Origin of the sequence: Paenibacillus sp. cl141a (assembly GCF_900109305.1) — a bacterium.
Classification (GTDB): Bacteria; Bacillota; Bacilli; order Paenibacillales; family Paenibacillaceae; genus Paenibacillus_AQ; species Paenibacillus_AQ lautus_A.
On the sequence record NZ_FNZO01000003.1, the window covers coordinates 422,849 to 442,511 of the forward strand.

The following is a 19,663-nucleotide window of genomic DNA, read 5'->3' on the forward strand; positions in this document are numbered from 1 at the left end:
TGAATGAGAAAGACAAGAAAGTCGTTGCTGTTGATGGTATCTTTGCTTTTGGTACTGGTCACAGCTCTAGCAGGATGCGGAAAATCGGCGGATCCAACCCCACCACCACCGGCAGCGAACAATGATGGCGAGAAGAAAACCGATCCGCCGGCAGAGGGTAATGGTGATGGCAAATGGGTGCTCGGGGAGAAGCCGCTTGAATTTTCAGCTTATGCTCACTATGAGAACTCGGACTTCCCTAAATGGGAAAGTACGCCTATCGGTAAATATTTGAGCGAAGAGAAGCAAGTGAAAATCAATATGATTGCGGCTGCTGGAGCACATACCCAAAAGCTGAGTGCGATGATGGCTTCGGATGATCTTCCGGATATGATCTGGACCGATCGTAACCATCCGGACATGGAGAGACTCCGTAAAGAGGGGAAATTGGTAGCTTATGATGATTATCTCGATAAATATCCTAATTTGAAAACATGGATGGGCGATCTGAACATGCTTCGCTCCGATGACGGCAAGCTGTATATGTTCCCGAACTGGTATTCATCCAATCCGTATGGTAACGCGGGTTACGTAGTTAACAAGAAGATCTACAAAGAGCTAGGCGAGCCGCCGCTTGAAACAACAGATGATTTATACAACTACTTGGTAAAGGTTAAAGAGAAGTATGGTAGCGAAATTGTTCCGTTCGAACCGCACCGTGCGCAGGAAAGACAGGGGCTCGGCGTGCTGTACACCGCATTCGGAGAAGGTGCGAGCTACACTAACCTTAACGCTAGTCTGCTTGCAGTTCCAAAGGACGGGAAGCTGACGCCTCTGCTAACGGATCCGGTATTCCGTGAGGCACAGAAATATATTGCTAAGCTATACAGAGAGAAGCTTATTTCTCAAGATGCCTTCAGCCAAACCGAGGATCAGATTTTAGAAAAAGTCATGACTGGACGAGTGGCTGTATTTGCAGGAGCTAGTCCAACTACGATGGCGGGCGAGGCGCAGCCGGAATTGACCAAGAATGATCCAGATAGCGGATATTTCATGATCTGGCCGATTCATAAGCCAGGTTTGGATAAGAATAAAATCTATCCGGGTACTTACACCAGTTTCGGATGGAATGCTGCTTATATTACAACAGCTGCCGAAGACCCTGAAGCGATCTTCGCATTCCTTGACTGGTATACAGGTCCTGAAGGAATGAATGTTCAATACTTCGGACCAGAGGGCAAGAACTGGGATGGATTCGATGAGGAGGGCAAGCCGAACTTCACGGAAACCTATGACCCGGCTGAAGTAGCGGAAATCCAATCCAAGAATGAACCTGTTATGTTTGTTGGGAATACGAGTTATATTGACCCTGCCAAATACAAGTACATGGAGAAGCTTCCTTTCGAAGAGCAGGATTGGAGAACGCGTTACCAACAGACGATTACATGGCCTACGCAGTTAAACGTCACGGAATTTGCGAACCTGAATCCGGCTCCAGATTCAGATGAAGGGATTATCAAAACATCGGTAGACGAATTGTTCCTCGAAATCTATGCAAAATCGGTTATGGCGAAGAGCGATGAAGAAGTTGACAAAGTGCTTGATCAAGGCCATAAAGATTTGATGGATCTGGGCTACGATCAGCTATTAGAATGGCGTACGGCCAAATGGCAGGAGAACGTAGCTAAGCTGAACGGCAACTAATGTAAACAAAGATGTCGCAGGTGAATTTCCCAAAGAACCCTAAGGTTCTTTGGGAGATCTCTTTTTATTATGCATGTTTATTTTTTGCTTTTGCTAAATGCCTGTTTTAGATCGATTATACTATATGAATATGGATTTTTTTACAATGCCTGGAGGGATTCTCGTGTACAAGGTGCTGCTAGTGGATGATGAAGAGCTGGATCTTGAAGGAATGAAAAGGTTCATTCCTTGGCCTGATTTGGGTATGACCGTAGTGGGAAGCGTCAATAATGCGTTGTCGGCATGTGAACTTATCAAGAACGAGGATATCGATATATTGGTCAGCGACGTGAATATGCCCTATATGTCCGGCCTTGAGCTTGCGCGTATTGCGCTTGAACATAAACCTAACATGCGAATCATATTTGTCAGCGGATATCAGGAGTTCAGTTATGTGCAGCAAGCGCTCTTATTGAAAGCGTACAGTTATGTTCTCAAGCCGATGAATGATAGAGAGCTCGTCGCTTCGTTAATTAAGGTGAAACGGGATCTCGATGAAGAAATCAAGCAGCGCGAAGTGGAGATGGCCTATCAAGAGATGATTCCCATTGTCAAAAGCGATTTTCTTATACGTTTGCTTGAACGGGAAGAATCAGAAGAGTCGTTGACAATGATGAACTTTTCATACGAATTCGACCAGTTGAAGTGGCCGATACGCGTCGCTGTCATGGAACTCGATAATGTATCTTGGCGCCAAGCAGGGAGTCTTTCTTCCCAGAGGGAAATGGCGAGGAGATTTCTGCAAGGTATTCAAGAGACGATTACGGATAGTGGCATGCTTCCATACTGCAAGCTGTCCTCGAAACGAGTAGCGATACTGCTTGAAGACAATAACGCCACTCAAACGATGCGTACATTGATGGATAACGTTCAGCAGCATTTGACGACATCCATGACAACGGGGATTGGCGAACCTGTACACACCTTGAATCAACTTCAGCTTTCTTATAGGCAAGCTGTTGAAGCAGTGGAAGGCAAAATGTTTTTAGGCAAGGGAAGCATTATCAAGTACGAAGATGTCTGTGCTGAGCCAGGAATGCTTGATGCGAGGATGCTTGATGAACGTATGAATGTCCTCTTAAAGGCAATGGAGGAATACGAGCTGGTCCAAATCTGTGATGAGTTAGAGAAGTTATTCGGTTCGATAAGGAATCTGCGCTCCCGATTTACCGTGCGCAATATGTCGAACTATATTATATGGAAGCTCGAACAATATTTAAGCAGTCGAAATGAAGACTTGTTTGACCTGTTAGGCATGGAGATTCATCATCTGGATATTCTGATGCAATTCGAAACCGTCAGTGATATTCGTTCTTGGTTTATACAGCATATTTTCGAGATTTCCGAAAGATTATTCGAGAAATCCAATTCAAAAGACGGTAAATTCATTCGCAGCGTTATCCAAATGATGAAAGAGCGAATGAGTGAGAATCTAACGATAAAGGATATTGCACAACATTTTTCTTTTTCGCCGAGCCATATCGGATTTTTGATTAAAGAGAGGTCGGGAAATACGTTTAATGAACTGCTTGTACAACTGCGTATGGAAAAAGCATGCGAATTGCTGAAACAGCCGGGCCTCAAAGTCTATGAAGTCGCCGATCAGGTAGGTTACCGCTATCTCCCTTACTTCAGCCGACAATTCAAAGAAAAATTCGCGATGACACCCATGGAATATCGAAAGAGAGAATTGGGATGAACCATCGCTGGATCACATCGTCCAGACCAAACGACAAGAAGCTGGGGTATATACCGATCGGCTACAAGCTCATGCTGACCTTCACGTTATTTATCCTGTTATTGGTTTTCGTGAACTTTTATATTTCTCACTCGATGTATGATGAGACCATGCGCAAACAGACCCGGGTAAACATCCAGGGAACACTCAAGCAGATCCGAGATAATGTAGCCTATAAAGTAGATGATATCGTCCAGACGTCGGCGACATTGTACGATGATCCTACATTAGTTCAGAGCGTTCGCAGGAATTTATCGGGTACGGAGAATCATACCCGCATGAACAATGTCATTCTCCCGAAGTTAGAGAGCGCAGCGAAGGCGGTTGGCCTTAACTTAAGGCTATCCGTCTATTTTCATAATCAAACGGTGTACGAGAAGTATAAAAATTGGGATAGCGAAAAAAATAAAGATTTCAACGAACAAACCTATGACATTTACCACATGAACCGAATTTTAGGTAAGTTTTGGTACTTCATACTGCCGGAAGAGAAATACAATGCAACGATGATGTGGAAGCAGGTAGAAGAGGATGAGCGGGATGGGCGAATCTCGATGATTCGGCGCATGGTGGATATGAATAATCCGCTCGAGATCAAAGAGGTGGGAATCATGCGGTTCAGTGTTCGTTTGTCACAACTGTTCGATAGCGTGGATTACACGAAGCTCGGCGACGGAAGTATGTTATCGGTGCTGGATCCCTTCGGGAATGTGGTGTTTACTTCCGGTCAATTTGTTGAAGACAACAGCCAAACCTCCGTCAAGGCAAATCATGATGCGGCTGTAGCAGCATATGATAAGAACAATTATTTGATCATCGAAGAAGATTTGCCACAGAAGAATTGGAAGATTGTTGCTGAGGTTCCGCTTAACATTATTGAACAGGAAGCGAAGAGGGTACGAACCGTTTTGATTGTGATTTGTATCATCTGCGTCGTGTTGTTTACATATATGGGGTATGTCATTTCCCAATCCTTCTCTAAGCGGATCATGAAGATTGTAGGGGTACTCAATGCATTTAGGGAAGGCGATTTGCATAAACGGATCACGTACCGGGGAAAAGGGGAGTTCTCTCAAATTGCGAATGCCTTGAATGCGATGGGCGAGGATATCGAAGCGTTAATAAAAGAAGTGTATTTGACCCAACTTCAAAAAAAGGAAGCAGAGCTTGAAATGCTGCAATCGCAGATCAACCCTCATTTCTTATACAATACGCTGTCATCCATTAATCAACTTGCAAAATTCGGGGAAACGGAGAAGCTTCAGGATATGGTTGTGCAACTGGCACAATTTTATAGGCTTACATTAAATTCAGGAAGAATATTGATACCCATAGCATCCGAGATTGAGCAGGCCAATGCGTATCTGGACATCCAGAAGGTAAAATATGGTCAGCGCATGGAAGTCACTTTTGATATCGATACGAATATATGGCCTTACGAGACCATTAAGCTGATCCTCCAGCCCTTTATTGAGAATGTGCTGAAGCATGCTTGGAGTGGAGATCGCATTCATATTCGGATTTCGGTTCAAAAGGAAGGCGACGATATTCTGTACCGGATCATAGATGATGGTCTAGGCATGAAGCAGGAGCGAATACAGGAGATATTCGATCCCCGGGATAACAGCCATACGGGCTGCGGCATTCGCAACATTGACCAGCGGGTGAAGCTGCATTACGGGAACGAGTACGGCGTGTCCATCTTCAGCAAAGTCGGAATCGGGACCGCGGTTCAAATACGCATACCTGCAAGAGCGAGAAAGGCTAACCCGGATAAGAGAGGGGGATAGACGGGAGTCCCGTACCAGAGCGGTTCATCGTGAAGTGGGGATCCGCTTTTTAGCGCCTGTTCGCTGTTAAGGTAAAGCGGCAATGAGTGTGCTTGCTAAAAATCGATCTCTCAAGCGATACTAGGATTTGGGCGATAAGAAATGACAAGCATTGTGCATTCATTCAGGTTATCGGAGTATCCAAATAGAAGGCCTTTGCCTCTTTCCTTTAAAAAGGATTTATAAAAGCCCGCGTGGGCTTTTTTTAATATATTAGAATTTATAAAGTTTTTTGGGGTCCCCGCAAAGTATTTGGAATAAGCATCGGAGCGTAGGCTCCACTTTGTGGGGCTATTTTAGGTTTAATGCGTAAATATACTGCTGCGAGGCTGCTGGGAGATAATAAACATGAAATGGTTGGAGCAGTACCCTAAGGAAGTAAAAGGTTTTCTTGTTGCAAGTCTCGTTGCCTCCGCAGGCGGCTCCTTGATGTGGCCGCTGACAACGATGTACGTATTCGACGAGCTGGGACGCAGCATGCAGGATGCGGGCTTTGTCATCTTGATTCAGTCCATGGGGGGCATCGCGGGTCAACTCCTTGGCGGCGCGTTATATCACCGGGTCGGGGTGAAGAAGCTGATCGTGGGCTCGCTCCTGCTGAATGCCCTCGGATTGTTCACCCTTCCGTTCATTAACGGATTATGGGGCTTGTTCATCGCGATGATGGGTTTCATCGGATTCTGCAACGCCGTATCGATGCCGGCCATCCAGGCTTTTATCGGCTTCCGGTTTGCCGATCGGCGGGGCGAATTGTTTAACGTCATCTATGTTGCCAATAATATCGGCGTAGCCTTGGGAACGGCCATGAGCGGGTTTCTGGCGGAAATATCGTATCATTTAAGCTTTGTCTTAAACGGCGTCACGTCCTTCGGCTTTGCGATTTTCTTCCTGTCTTACCTGACGAAGCTGGGCGGAACGGGCGCGTCCGACGGGTCGCATCATCCGCAGCCCAAGAGTCCGCTTCCGGCGGGACCCGGTGCTTGGGCACTGCTTGGAAACATTCGTATCTATCTCTTTATGGGACTGGGCTCGCTGTTCTTATGGTTCGGCAATTCCATCTGGAACACGGGCGTGTCTCCGTTTATCATCTCGGAGGGGATGTCCAAGACGGCTTACGGTTATTTGTGGACGTTGAACGGGATCCTGATCTTCGCTGCGCAGCCGCTGACCAATGCCATCAAGCGATGGGTGGCCCGTACGGAGAGCAGCCAGATGACCGCAAGCGCCTTGTTCTACCTGGCGGCTTATGTCGTCATCGTGGCGATGCACAGCTACCCAGGCATGATCCTTGCGATGGTGCTGGCCACATTGGGCGAAATGCTGATTTCGCCGGCGATCCCGGCTTTTATTTCGGAACGTTCGGGACAAGCTGCTCCGTTCTATATCGGCGTGACCGGCGGCATGGGAGCCGCTGGCCGGGTGATCGGGCCTTATGCCATGGGAACGATGTATGACGGCGGCGGACTGACCCCGGTCGCGTGGTTGGCCGCGGGAGTTGCCGTATTGTCATTCCTGTCGTTTGCGGTGCATGCCCGGCTTAGCAGGGACAGGGGCCTGGGCCATGACAGTCATGACAAGAGCGAACGCCAACTTAACGCTTAGCGCATTAATAAATTGACGGAACATGGCAGAACCATATTAAGCAGCAGGCATGCTTCGGAGCCTGCTGCTTTTTTGCCTGCGGTTCATAGCTCACAGCCCTTGTCAAAGAAACGCCTTACAAAAAAAATAAAAAGGATATTGAAATCGCTCTCAGGGGGAGCTATAATGAACGTGTCGAAACGTTTCAAAACAAAATGCAATTTTTGAAGTTATTAAGCAAGAAATTTTCTTATTTTGTTAACACAAGAGCATGATTATCCTTAAGATAACCATGGAAATGTGCTCCATAGGAGGAATGAAGAGACATTAGGATTATAGAAGCAACCTTTATCCGGCGTCTTTATTTTTTTGAATAAAATCGAAACGTTTCGAAGTAAGTGCTTTCAATTTAAGTTTTGCATTACGTTTCGCATGCTGGTAAACATTAAAAACGGGGTGAATGTAGAATGAGAAAAAAATCAATATTGTGGACGTTGGCAGCATTGCTGGTGTTCTCGGTCGTATTAGCCGGATGCTCGGGCGGGTCTGAGAAAGCAGACGGAGGCAGCGAAGGCGGCGGCAAGAAGGAACTGAAAGTCTGGTTGATGGGTGACGAAACGGACGAAACCTTGATTAAGCAATACGAAGAGAAGAATCCCGGCGTGAAGGTAAGCGTTCAATCCATTCCTTGGGGAAGCGCGCATGACAAGCTGTTGACGGCGGTTGCTTCGAAGAGCGGCCCGGACGTCGTGCAGATGGGCACAACCTGGATTCCTGAATTCGCGCAAGCCGGCGCTTTGCTTGACCTGACGCCGTACCTTGAGCAATATCCGAATTTGAAGCCGGAGAATTATTTCGACGGTGCTGTTCAAACGATGAGTTACGACGACAAGGTTGTCGGCATTCCGTGGTACGTGGAAACGCGCGTATTGTTCTACCGTACCGATATTCTTGCTGAAGTAGGCTATCCTGAAGGTCCTAAGACTTGGGATGAGATGAAGGATGCCGGCCAGAAACTGGCAGCCAGAGGCAATGGCAATTACGCGATCACCATCGATGCCAAAGATATGAACTACCTGTCCATGTTTGCTTGGCAGAATGGAAGCGCTATGATCGACGAGAACCGCAAGCCTCATTTCAACGAGCCGGAATTCATGGGAGCCATGGAATACCTGAAGAGCTTCTACGACACAGGCATGACGCCGCTTGCGAGCGATTTGGATCTGTTTGCCGCATTTAAGGACGGACAGTTCCCGATGTTCATCAGCGGTCCTTGGATGATTCAAGGCGTGAAGGATAAAGCGCCTGAGATTGAGGGTAAATGGGCAACCACAACCCTTCCTGCAAAAGAAAACAACGCATCGTTCCTTGGCGGAGCTAACATGTCCGTATTCAGCAGCACCAAAAATGCAGATGAAGCCGTTAAATTCATCTCCTTCATGAGCGAACAAGAATCGCAGCTGACCAACTACGATGTATCCAAAAACTTGCCTGCCATTAAGAGCGCATGGGAAGACAAACGCTTTGAAGATCCGATCTTCGCTACATTCGGAAAACAGCTTGAGAACGCCAGACCCGTTCCGTTCATCAAAGAGTGGGATGCGGTTTCCCAAGAAGCCATCGGTGCCTTTGAAAGAATCACGGTGGGCGGTGCGGACATCAAGACCGAAATGGATCAGTTGAACGCGAAGGCTACCGAAATTCTATCCAAATAACAAAAGCGTGTAACGCAGCCCGGCTTGTTTCTTCAGACGATGATGAAACAAGCCTGACTGCTTCCAAAGCGTATCATCGAAACCCATTTTTGCAGGAGGTGAATGACATTGCAGAACTTGATCAAGCGCTTTAACCGCTATAAGTACCCTTATATGTTTATTGCGCCCGCGCTGGTGCTGCTTCTGACGTTCTCAATCATTCCGATCATCATTGCGCTTGTCATCAGCTTCACGAACATCGACCTGGCGGGTCTCGCCAATTACTCCAATATTGAAGCCGTCGGCTTCGATAACTTCATGAATGTATTTAAAGATCCGGTTTTCCTGAAATCCATGTTTAACACCATGTTCTATGTTATTATCGGAGTTCCGCTTGTCGTTATGCTTGCCATGGGCGCTGCATTGCTGCTTAACTATGGCACGGGATGGCTGTTCAAGACATTCCGCGTTGTTTATTACATGCCTTCCATTACGAATATTGTGGCGGTCGCGGTTGTTTGGGGTTACCTCTATAACAGCCATTATGGCCTCTTTAACCATATGTTATCCTGGTTTGGTATTCCCGCGCAGCAGTGGCTGAATGATCCCACGCTTGCCAAGTTATCGCTGATCCTTCTGGCTGTATGGAAATCGATCGGTCTTAACATGATTATATTCCTTGCTGCCCTACAGGGCATTCCGCGTTCCTATTATGAAGCGGCGGAGATCGATGGCGCGAGCAAGTGGAAGAAGCTGTTGTACATCACCGTTCCGCTGCTGAGCTTTGCGACCTTCTTTGTTACGATTACGACGCTGATCGGCTGGATTCAGTTCTTCGAAGAGCCGCTGGTGATGACCAAGGGCGGACCGCTGAATTCCACGATGTCGATGGCCCTCTTCATATACAACAATGGCTTCCAGCTCAGTAATTTTGGTTATGCGGCCGCAGGATCGTTTGTGCTCTTCTTCATTATCATTGTTGTGACGATCGCGCAATTCGCAGTCAAGAAAAAAGATGTCGAGTATTAAGATGCAAGCGATGTTCCGTATCGTAACTGAAGGAGGCTTTAGGGTATGGCAGCGAAAAGAATAGAAAAGACGGTCATGACGGTGCTGCTCATTGCAGGGGGACTGCTGATGATGATTCCGTTTATCTGGATGATCACGTCCTCGTTCAAGCCGGAGAATGAATTTACGGCGGTTCCGCCGACGTTATTGCCCAAAGAATTTACCATGAAAAATTATGTGGATTTATTTACGAAGCTGGACTTTATGGTCTACCTCAAAAATACGCTTATTATTGTGTTCTGGTCATTTGTGGGTCTGTTCCTCAACGCGCTTGCAGGATATGCATTCGCCAAGTTTGAGTTTCCGGGCAACAAAAAATTGTTCTATCTCGTGCTCGCCACCATGATGATTCCGGGACAGGTGACCATGATTCCGGTGTATCTGCTGATTAACGCCATGGGCTTGACCAATACGATGGCGGGTATCGTGCTCCCCGGCTTGGTCGGCGCTTTCGGTATTTTCCTGTTCCGACAGTTCATGTCGACGATCCCGACGGATCTGATCGAGGCATCAAGGCTGGATGGCGCGGGAGAGCTGCGGATTTTCTTCCGTTTGATCGTTCCGATCACGAAGCCGGTATTTGCGGTGCAGGGAATTTTGGCCTTCATCGGCGCTTGGAACAGCTTCCTGTGGCCACTCATCATGGCAAACGACCAGAAGCTTTATACGCTTTCGGTAGGTTTGCAGCTTCTGAAAGGGCAGCATGGATCCGATTTCGGTCTGCAAATGGCAGGTGCTGCATTTATGGTTGTTCCGATCATCATCGTATTTTCTTTCTTCCAAAAACATATTATTGAAGGATATACGATCTCTGGCATGAAATAAGATAGATAGAGTTTTTAAGTATTAGAAGGGGCGAAAGGAAATGGCAACGATAAAGGATGTGGCAAAGCTCGCTGGAGTCGCCTTGTCGACGGCTTCATACGCGTTAAGCGGCGACAGCAGAGTGAGTTCCAAGACAAGATCAAAAGTGCTCGAGGCAGCAAGACAGTTGAATTATCGGAAGAACGGATTTGCCATGGATTTGAAGCGGAGCCGCACCAAGACAATCGCTCTAATTCTGACGGATTTATCCGGGCCCTATTATTCCGAGTTGATCCGGAGCGTACAGGAAGTTGCTTTGACCAACGGGTATGATCTGATTGCCTGCAGCTCGATGGGCGGCAGGGATTCGACGGCGGTTAAATTTTTGCGGGAGAAGAGGGCCGACGGCGCCATCATTCTCGCGCCCAATATTCGCGATGAAGTTCTGATCGAGACCTCCGGGCCTCAATTTCCGATCGTCGTGATGGATCGTCCATTATGCAGCGAATTCCTGGTCAATGTGCTGGTCGACGGGGAGCAGGGAGGATACACGGCTACTCGTTACCTGCTGGAGAACGGACATCGGCACGTAGCCTATATTAGCGGATCCTCGGACTCGTACGATAATCATTTGCGTTACCAAGGGTATTTAAGGGCACTCGCGGAGGCGGGGCTGGAAGAACAGTCGAAGTGGCGCCTCAGCGGCAACTTCGTGCGCGAGGGCGGTTACAACGCCACCAAGATGATGATTATGCAGGGAGCGCTCCCAACGGCCGTATTTTACGGCAACGACGAGATGGCCATCGGAGGGCTGAAGGCATTCGAGGAAAGCGGAATTTCGGTGCCGGATGATGTGTCCGTCATCGGATTCGACGATATCCAATTAGCCGAATACGTGAATCCGCCGCTGACGACCATCAGGCAGCCCAAGAGCGAAGCGGGATCGCTTGCTGCCCATCTGCTGTTTCAGATATTGGGCGGCGAATCCGTAAAGCAGTCGTACATGCTGACCACGGAAATGATGGAGCGTGCATCTGCAGGGAAGAGCAAAGTAGAAAGTTAATGTACCGGATCGGAGATGAGGAACTTGGCATGGATCACGTGTGATTTTTATTCCGAAACACTACAGCTGTCTACCGGTATCGAGGTTTTTATACCGCAATCCGCGCTGATGCCATACGGTTCTTCTTCGAAGCTGCCGGTGCTTTATTTGCTTCACGGCCGAGGCGCGGACCAGACCGAATGGATGCGCAGATCGTCCATCGAGCGGTACGCCGAGGATAAAGGCATCGCACTCGTGATGCCGGGAGTCGGACGAAGCTATTATATGGACATGGCCAACGGTCCGTCTTACTTTACATTCCTGAGCGAGGAGCTTCCGCAGCTGGTTCAGTCGTTCTTTCCGGTGTCCGGACGCAGGGAAGATACCTTTGTCGCCGGAATTTCCATGGGCGGGTATGGCGCATTTAAGCTGGCCATGAGTTATCCGGAGCGTTATGCGGCCGGCGCAAGCCTGTCGGGAGGGCTGGATCTCGCCAGCCGGGCTGCGGGACCGGGCTTCCAGGAGCACGAAATCCGTGCCCTGTTCGGAAGCGTCGACCGATTGCGGGGAAGCCGGGACGACTTGCTGTATTTGGCCTCGGAATTCGCGGCATACGGGGGTAACAAACCGATGTTGTATCAGTGCTGCGGAACGGAAGACTTTTTATATCATGATAACCAAACGTTTAGACGATATGCAGACAGTCTGGGGATTCCGATGACATACGAGGAAGAACCGGGCGGACATGAATGGGGATATTGGGACCGTAAAATTCAGCGTGTGCTGGATTGGCTGCCACTGCCCTGATTTTTCGTCCGTTTTTATTGAAACGTTTCGATTATGGAGCAGGAACAGGCTGGTTTTCTCAAGTCTAAAACAATGGATGTATAAGTGAAAAATCCTATTAAATATAAGGTTGCATGAATATATTTCATGGCTTGAGCAAACATCAAAACGATTCGAATCGACTAGATCGTGAAGGTTAAGACATAGGAGGATGGGAAATGGCAGATCAACAACTGACTTCTCTGGTCGAGCAGATGACGCTGGAGGAAAAAATTGCGCAGCTTATACAACTGGCCGTCCCTTTTTTCGAAGGAGCTCAAGAATCAGGACAAATTACAGGACCGATGGAGTCGCTGGGCATCACCGATGAGATCGTTAGCAATGCAGGCTCGGTGCTGGGCTTGGCGGGGGCGGAGGAAGTGATAGCCGTCCAAGAAGCGCATATGCGCAAAAATCGATTAAAAATTCCGCTGCTCCTGATGGCCGATATCGTACACGGCTTCAAAACGATCTTCCCGGTGCCGCTGGCCATGGGAAGCTCGTGGGACCCTGTCCTTGCGGAACGAAGCGCAGAAATCGCCGCGCGCGAAGCCGCGGTATCCGGCCTCCACGTGACATTTGCGCCGATGGTGGACCTGGTACGCGATCCGCGCTGGGGTCGCGTGATGGAGTCGACCGGTGAAGATCCCTATCTGAACAGTGAATTTGCAAGAGCGTTTGTCAGAGGTTTTCAAGGCGACGACTTGAGCGGCGATGTAAACCGGCTGGCCGCGTGCGTGAAGCACTTTGCCGCCTACGGAGCCGGTGAAGGCGGCCGTGATTACAACACGGTGGACATGTCCGAGCGCCAGCTCCGGGAGTATTACTTGCCTGCGTACAAGGCCGCGCTGGATGAGGGAGTCGAGATGGTCATGACCGCCTTCAATACCGTCGATGGCATACCGGCTACAGGCAATAAGCGGCTGATGCGCGATTTGCTGCGTCGCGAATGGGGATTTGACGGTGTGTTGATTTCCGACTGGGGAGCGGTCAAAGAGCTGATCCCTCACGGAGTTGCCGAGGACGAGGCAGAAGCAGCGTTAAGAGCCATCGAGGCTGGCGTGGACATCGAGATGATGACCTCCAGCTACGTGCATCATTTGCCGCAAATGGTACGCGATGGACGGGTGGATGAGAGCCTGATCGATGAAGCGGTGCTGCGTATTCTGTCATTGAAAAAGCGGCTTGGACTGTTCGAGCGTCCTGCGCGGGGAGCCGACCCGCAAGCCGAACGGGAGATCGTGTTCTGTGAGGAACACAGACAGGCGGCCCGTGAAGCCGCGGGAAAATCCTGCGTGCTCCTGAAGAACGACTCCCTGCTGCCGCTCAGAGACGGTCAGCGCGTAGCCTTGATCGGCCCGTTCGCTGCCAGCGGCGACATACTCGGCCCATGGTCTTGGACAGGCGCTAAAGAAGATGCCGTCACGCTGGAGCAGGGACTGCGGTCCAAGCTGCCTTCCGGCGCTCTGACGGTGGCCGAGGGCTGCAGCGTGAGCGCTATGACCGATCAGCAGCTGGAGGAGGCGATGGAGACCGCGAAGCAAGCCGATGTGATCGTGCTGGCGCTGGGCGAGGATTCCGAGATGAGCGGCGAAGCCGGCAGCCGCGGGTTTATCACGCTGCCGCAGCCGCAGCTCGAATTGATCCGCCATTTGAAAACGCTGGATAAGCCGATGGCAGCCGTCTTGTTCAACGGCCGCCCGCTGGATTTGCACGGCGTGCTGGATGAGGCCGATGCCGTGCTGGAAGCCTGGTTCCCGGGAAGCGAAGGCGGGGCGGCCATCGCTTCGCTGCTGACTGGCGAGATTAATCCTTCCGGCCGTCTCAGCATGTCGTTCCCTTATTCCGTCGGACAGGTGCCGGTCTATTACAACCATTATAATACCGGGCGGCCGAAGGGTGCGCCGGATGCGCAGGTGCGCTATGTATCGCAGTATTTGGACATTCCGAATGAGCCGCTGCTGCCCTTTGGATTCGGCCTAAGCTATACCGAATTCGAATACGGAAACATGGAGCTTTCAGCGGAAGAGATGTCTTCGGAACAGCCGCTTGAGATCAAAGTATCTGTCACGAATGCCGGCGATATGGCCGGGGAAGAAGTCGTCCAGCTGTACGTCCGCGACTGTTCCGGCGAGGTTGTCAGACCGGTCCGGGAACTAAAGGCCTTCCGTAAGGTGCTGCTGCAGCCGGGAGAACGGCAGGAAATCGCCTTTACCCTGACCGAAGAACAGCTGCGGTATCACCATTCGGACCTGTCCTTCACGAGCGATGCCGGCGAGTTCGACCTCATGGTCGGAAGGAATAGCCGGGATACGGAGATCAGACGTTTTCGGCTTCGGAAATAACGCGGACCAACATCATTTATGCAGAATAGGAAGTGAAACTTGTGACAGCCAATCATGTAATGAACGATGCGAAAGTTGTACTCCAGGCGGGAGAATTGACGTTTACCTTTTTGCCAAGCGGGGATCTTTATCAAGCTGCTTACGGCACGACGATGATCAATCAACTGCTCTCCAATCCGATTGACGGCGCCCTCAACAATTTGTTTCTGAGAATCCATACCGAAGACGGCATCGAGGCCGTTCCCATGCTCGGTGTGCATTCCCGAAGCGTGGTCACGCATGCGGATAACCGGATGATGTGGGAAGGCAGCGTCAAGGGAGTAGCCTATACGATACGGTTTACCCCAACCGATGCCGGCGCGTGGTTTTGGGACATCGAGCTCCAAGGGGAAGGGATGCAAGCCGACGTCGTTTACGGACAGGATATCGGGATTGCCCTTCCGGGTGCCGTTCGAAACAATGAAGCGTACCTGTCCCAATACATCGACCATGCCGTGTTCCGTCAGGATGAGCGGGGTTATGTCGTGTGCTCCCGCCAAAATCAGCCGCAGGGTGGCGTATTCCCTTATCTTCAGCAGGGATCGCTGACATCGGCGGTCGGGTATGCCACGGACGGCTTTCAGTTCTTCGGTCTTTCCTATAAAAAGACGAATCGGGCAGAGGCTTTATTCAAAGAGAACCTCCCGAATGAGGTATATCAATACGAGTTTGCCTATACGGCTCTGCAGTCCCCTCGCGTAACGTTGAACGGGACGGCCCGGTTCGTATTCTACGGTTTGTTTAAGGAGGATCATCCGGATGCCGTCACTGCGCTCGAATACCAGGAGGAGCTCCAGGCCGCCTGGCAGCAGGCGGAAGCACGCCGTTTGACCAATACGGGCAATAAGCTGCCGCAGATGGAACGTTCCGACCGCTTCGGCGAACCTCTGCAGACCGTGCCGCTGACGGCAGACGAACTGAACGCACTGTATCCTGTACGCCGCCAAGAGGAGCGAGACGGGGAAACGCTGCTTTCGTTCTTCACGGACACCTATGAGCATATCGTCTTGAAGGAGAAGGAGCTTCGCGTGGAGCGTCCGCACGGCCATATCTTGATGAGCGGCAACAACGTTAAGCTGGGCAGTCCGGTCATCACGACCACCTCTTACATGTATGGCGTGTTTAATTCCCAACTGGTGACGGGAAACACCAACTTTAACAAAATGATGAGTCACGCGCGGAACGCGCTAAACGTGCCCAAGACTTCCGGACAGCGGATCTATGTCGAGATGGATGGGCAGTACCGCCTTTTGACGATGCCGTCCGTGTTCGAGATCGGCTTTAACTATGTACGCTGGTATTACAAAACCGAAAACGACAAGCTGATCATCACGAACTTCACGTCCGCCGCGGCACCGGAGGTTACGCTTCAGGTCCGTTCCGAAAGCGGAAGAGCTTACCGTTATCTGGTGACCATGCAGATGACGATGGATGTCAACGAATATGAAGTGCCGTATCATGTGGTTCAGGAAGACGGCGTCCTCACGTTCCGTGCCGATTCGGCTTCGCTGAGCGCGTCCGTGTACAAGGATCTGCATTACCGGCTTGGGGTGACGGGAGCCGATATGCAGGTGACGGACGAAACCTGTCTGGCAAGCAACATCGCGCCAGGGAGCGCTTCCTTAACGGTGCTTGAGCTCGCCGAGAGTGCCGAGTGGGCCATGACGGTGCAAGGCAGCCTTGATGCAGCGGATGCTCCAATCGAGGCGCAGAATGCGGATGAGGAGATTGCAAACTATCGTTCGTTTTACGCATCCGTTATGAACGGGTTCCATCTGAGCTTGAACAACGGGCAGGATGACGGTTTATTCAAAGTCAATGCGCTTGCCTGGTGGTATACGCACAACATGCTCGTCCATTATTCGGTGCCGCACGGGTTGGAACAGTACGGCGGTGCGGCGTGGGGAACGCGCGATGTATGCCAGGGACCCGTGGAATATTTCATAGCCACGCATAAGTACGAGCAGGTCCGCGATATCCTGCTTGAGGTGTATTCCCACCAATATGAGGATGACGGAAACTGGCCGCAGTGGTTCATGTTTGATAAGTATGCCCATATCCAGCAGGAAGAGAGCCACGGCGACATCATCGTATGGCCGCTGAAGGTGCTGGGCGATTATCTGGCCGTTACCAACGATTACAGCATCCTGGAGTCGGCCGTTCCTTACACGAGAAAGCACAGCTTCGATTTTACGGAGCGGACGTACACCGTGCTTGAACACGTGAAGAAGCAAATGGCCTATATTCAGGAGCATTTCCTTCATGGTACCCACCTGTCTTCGTATGGGGACGGGGACTGGGACGATACGCTGCAGCCGGCTAACGCCCAGCTGAAGCAGTTCATGGTCAGCAGCTGGACGGTCGCCTTGACGTATCAGACCTTGAACCAGTTCTCCCGCGTCATGGAAAGCGTGGATCAAGCGATGTCAGGTGCGATGGGGGAACTCGCGGAAGGAATTCAGCGGGATTTCAATACGTATATCCTGAACTCCGAAGTCATTCCGGGCTTTGTCTATATGGAGAGCAAGGAGCAGAGCAGATTCCTGCTGCATCCGTCCGATGAGGAAACGGGGATCCAGTACCGTCTGCTGCCGATGACGCGCAGCATGATCAGCGAGCTGCTGACCCCGGAGCAGGCGGCCAGCCATTATGAGATTATCCGGGAGCAGCTGTTCTGTCCGGACGGCGTAAGGCTGATGAACCGACCGGCGGTATATGCCGGCGGCGTCAGCACGCACTTTAAGCGGGCGGAGCAAGCGGCGAATTTCGGCCGGGAGGTTGGCCTTCAATATGTGCATGCGCATATCCGCTTTGTCGAAGCCATGGCCAAGCTCGGCAAGAGCAGCGAGGTTTGGAGCGGGCTTGAGCGCATCAACCCGATCGGCATCACCGAGGTGGTGCCGAATGCGGAGCTGCGCCAGAGCAATGCATATTTCAGCAGCTCGGACGGAAAGTTCAACACGCGCTACGAAGCCCAGGAATCGTTTGATGCGCTGCGCAGCGGAGACATACCTGTCAAAGGGGGATGGCGGATTTATTCCAGCGGTCCGGGGATCTACATGAACCAGCTGATCTCCAATGCGCTGGGCATCCGCGAAGTGGGAGGCGACCTGGTGATCGACCCGGTTCTGCCGAAGACGCTGGATGGCTTGGAGTTCCAATTCAACTATGCCGGCGTGCCGGTAACATTCGTTTATCATATGGATGGCGCCGAGCGGACCCGTGTCACGATTAACGGGCAGGATGTATCCGCGAATACGATCCGGAACCGCTACCGCACGGGAGGCGTTCGCATCTCGGGCGACGATTTCAAGCGGTTGACCGGAAATGACGAACAAGGCAGCGTCGTGGATATTTACGGCAGCGTTCATGAACAATAAATCGTAACCCGTGAAACTCGTCTGCAGGAACCGGACCGGTCTGTTATAATATAGGGAATGGTTATCGAAGCGAGGGATGTCGATGAATACCCGTCAAGAGACAGTGACCATCCGTTTCTCGGAAATGAAGGATGCCGCTGCGCTTATGGAACTCGACGAACTGGTATGGGATCGCAATACGGCCCCGGAGCCCCTGAAATGGAGCTCACGGGACCATTATCTTCTGCAGTGCCCGCCAGGCACGCAGCTTGTTGCGCTGCATGAAGGGGAGCTGTGTGGTTACGTCGGCTTCCGTTCGCCCACAGGCCTTAACAGCAATCGCCATGTGCTCGAGCTGAATATCGCAGTCCACCCTGCCCATCAGCGGCAGGGCATCGGACAGCGGCTGATCGAGGCGGCGAAGGATATGGCGCGGGTGGAAGGCATTGCGAAGCTGAGGCTGCGGGTGCTGTCCAGCAACCCGGGCGCGCTCTCCTTTTACAGAAACTGCGGGTTTAAGGAAGAGGGGCGGCTGATTCGGGAGTTCTACGTGGATGGTCGTTACGTTGATGATATTTTAATGTGTTACTTCTTATCATGATCCCCCTCAGGATATCGCCCTGGTCCGGTTCACGGATGCGAAAGAGATGAGATCATAGGGTTGGACAGTCCGGGCGGCTTTACTGGACTGTTCGTATGATTAGGTCAACCGGAGACTTCTGGTTGGCCTTTTGTTTTTGGGGTCCTCCCACTGAAACGGCTTCTGGACAAGGGCATACCCGATTGCATATAGTAGATGAAAAGAAAGATAGCGGAGGTTGTTTTTCCATGACCATGGGCATTGTATCGCTGAATGTGGGAAAGCCTGTAACGGTGGATTACCAGGGGAAGGACCTGTCTACCGGAATTTATAAGCAGCCTGTGGAAGGCTCCTTGTTTCTAAGTTCATTGAATTTCGAAGGGGACGGGCAAGCCGATCTCATCCATCACGGCGGCTTGGATAAGGCGGTGTGCGCGTATCCTTCGGAGCATTATCCGTATTGGGAACGGTCCTTGGGCAGACCGATGCCGTATGCTGCATTCGGCGAAAATCTGACGCTGCGAGGGCTGCTGGAGGATGAAGTCTGCATCGGAGACGTATACCGGGTAGGGGAGGCGGTGCTGCAGGTCAGCCAGCCCCGATATCCCTGCTTTAAGCTGTCGCAAAAGCATGGCGTCAAAGACATGCCGGCAAGGGTGCTGAACACGGGTTACAGCGGTTTTTATTTCCGCGTGCTCGAGGAAGGAAGCGTCAGTGCAGACTCCCCCGTTACCCGGCTTGATTGCCATGCTTCCGGCATCGCGGTGCTGGAAGTGCTTCGCATGATGAAGGACGGGCGAAAGGATGAACAAGGGCTTGAGCGCATGCTGGAGATCGACGAACTCGCCACAAGCTTGAAGTCGCAATTCGGGACATGGCTGGCGACCCTTCGAAGCCGTCAGGATTGAAGTAGCGCGACTCTTGCCAAGCTCTAAGCCAAGGTTAGCCCGCGTTCTAGAACACATACGGACAACAAAAACGGCTTGCGTCCTTTTGGTAGGATACAAGCCGTTTTTTTATTGGGGTTATAGAAAATA

The 19,663-nt window shown here is 50.9% G+C and carries 13 protein-coding genes; all 13 read left to right on the forward strand.

The features are described 5' to 3' along the window. The first annotated feature begins 3 nt into the window (after positions 1 to 3). The 13 genes from BMX45_RS11870 to BMX45_RS11930 all read left to right on the forward strand — a co-directional run bounded on the left by BMX45_RS11870 (position 4) and on the right by BMX45_RS11930 (position 19,534). On the forward strand, positions 4 to 1,683 hold the full coding sequence (locus BMX45_RS11870) for an extracellular solute-binding protein (RefSeq protein WP_090909859.1): 1,680 nt from the start codon (positions 4 to 6) through the stop codon (positions 1,681 to 1,683). Between the two features lie 163 nt (positions 1,684 to 1,846). Beyond that, on the forward strand, positions 1,847 to 3,421 hold the full coding sequence (locus tag BMX45_RS11875; RefSeq protein ID WP_090909860.1) for a response regulator: 1,575 nt from the start codon (positions 1,847 to 1,849) through the stop codon (positions 3,419 to 3,421). Beyond that, positions 3,418 to 5,250, forward strand: a complete 1,833-nt coding sequence (locus BMX45_RS11880) for a cache domain-containing sensor histidine kinase (protein ID WP_090909861.1) — start codon at positions 3,418 to 3,420, stop codon at positions 5,248 to 5,250. The genes BMX45_RS11875 and BMX45_RS11880 overlap by 4 nt, the downstream gene beginning before the upstream one ends. A 387-nt stretch (positions 5,251 to 5,637) precedes the next feature. Continuing rightward, positions 5,638 to 6,891, forward strand: a complete 1,254-nt coding sequence (locus BMX45_RS11885; protein ID WP_090909862.1) for an MFS transporter — start codon at positions 5,638 to 5,640, stop codon at positions 6,889 to 6,891. Positions 6,892 to 7,337: 446 nt separating this feature from the next. After that, positions 7,338 to 8,585: a sugar ABC transporter substrate-binding protein gene (locus BMX45_RS11890; protein ID WP_009594526.1), complete on the forward strand. Its 1,248-nt coding sequence runs from the start codon at positions 7,338 to 7,340 to the stop codon at positions 8,583 to 8,585. A 102-nt stretch (positions 8,586 to 8,687) separates the two neighbouring features. Beyond that, a complete protein-coding gene (locus tag BMX45_RS11895) occupies positions 8,688 to 9,593 on the forward strand; it encodes a carbohydrate ABC transporter permease (RefSeq protein WP_175495086.1) in 906 nt (301 codons plus the stop codon). A 45-nt stretch (positions 9,594 to 9,638) separates the two neighbouring features. Beyond that, the gene (locus tag BMX45_RS11900) at positions 9,639 to 10,457 is read left to right on the forward strand and encodes a carbohydrate ABC transporter permease (protein ID WP_009594477.1); all 819 of its coding nucleotides are present in this window, start codon (positions 9,639 to 9,641) and stop codon (positions 10,455 to 10,457) included. Positions 10,458 to 10,497: 40 nt separating this feature from the next. Continuing rightward, positions 10,498 to 11,499, forward strand: a complete 1,002-nt coding sequence (locus BMX45_RS11905) for a LacI family DNA-binding transcriptional regulator (RefSeq protein ID WP_090909864.1) — start codon at positions 10,498 to 10,500, stop codon at positions 11,497 to 11,499. Positions 11,500 to 11,523: 24 nt separating this feature from the next. Next, positions 11,524 to 12,285 carry an alpha/beta hydrolase gene (locus tag BMX45_RS11910; RefSeq protein ID WP_090909865.1) on the forward strand — a complete coding sequence of 254 codons (762 nt, stop codon included), beginning with the start codon at positions 11,524 to 11,526 and terminating at the stop codon, positions 12,283 to 12,285. Between the two features lie 197 nt (positions 12,286 to 12,482). Beyond that, positions 12,483 to 14,648 carry a glycoside hydrolase family 3 N-terminal domain-containing protein gene (locus BMX45_RS11915; RefSeq protein ID WP_090909866.1) on the forward strand — a complete coding sequence of 722 codons (2,166 nt, stop codon included), beginning with the start codon at positions 12,483 to 12,485 and terminating at the stop codon, positions 14,646 to 14,648. Positions 14,649 to 14,689: 41 nt separating this feature from the next. Further along, positions 14,690 to 18,067, forward strand: coding sequence for a GH36-type glycosyl hydrolase domain-containing protein (locus tag BMX45_RS11920; protein ID WP_090909867.1), 3,378 nt, complete (start codon positions 14,690 to 14,692; stop codon positions 18,065 to 18,067). 82 nt (positions 18,068 to 18,149) lie between these two features. After that, the gene (locus tag BMX45_RS11925; RefSeq protein WP_009594544.1) at positions 18,150 to 18,647 is read left to right on the forward strand and encodes a GNAT family N-acetyltransferase; all 498 of its coding nucleotides are present in this window, start codon (positions 18,150 to 18,152) and stop codon (positions 18,645 to 18,647) included. A 227-nt stretch (positions 18,648 to 18,874) separates the two neighbouring features. Next, the gene (locus BMX45_RS11930) at positions 18,875 to 19,534 is read left to right on the forward strand and encodes an MOSC domain-containing protein (RefSeq protein WP_090909868.1); all 660 of its coding nucleotides are present in this window, start codon (positions 18,875 to 18,877) and stop codon (positions 19,532 to 19,534) included. Positions 19,535 to 19,663: the final 129 nt, after the last annotated feature.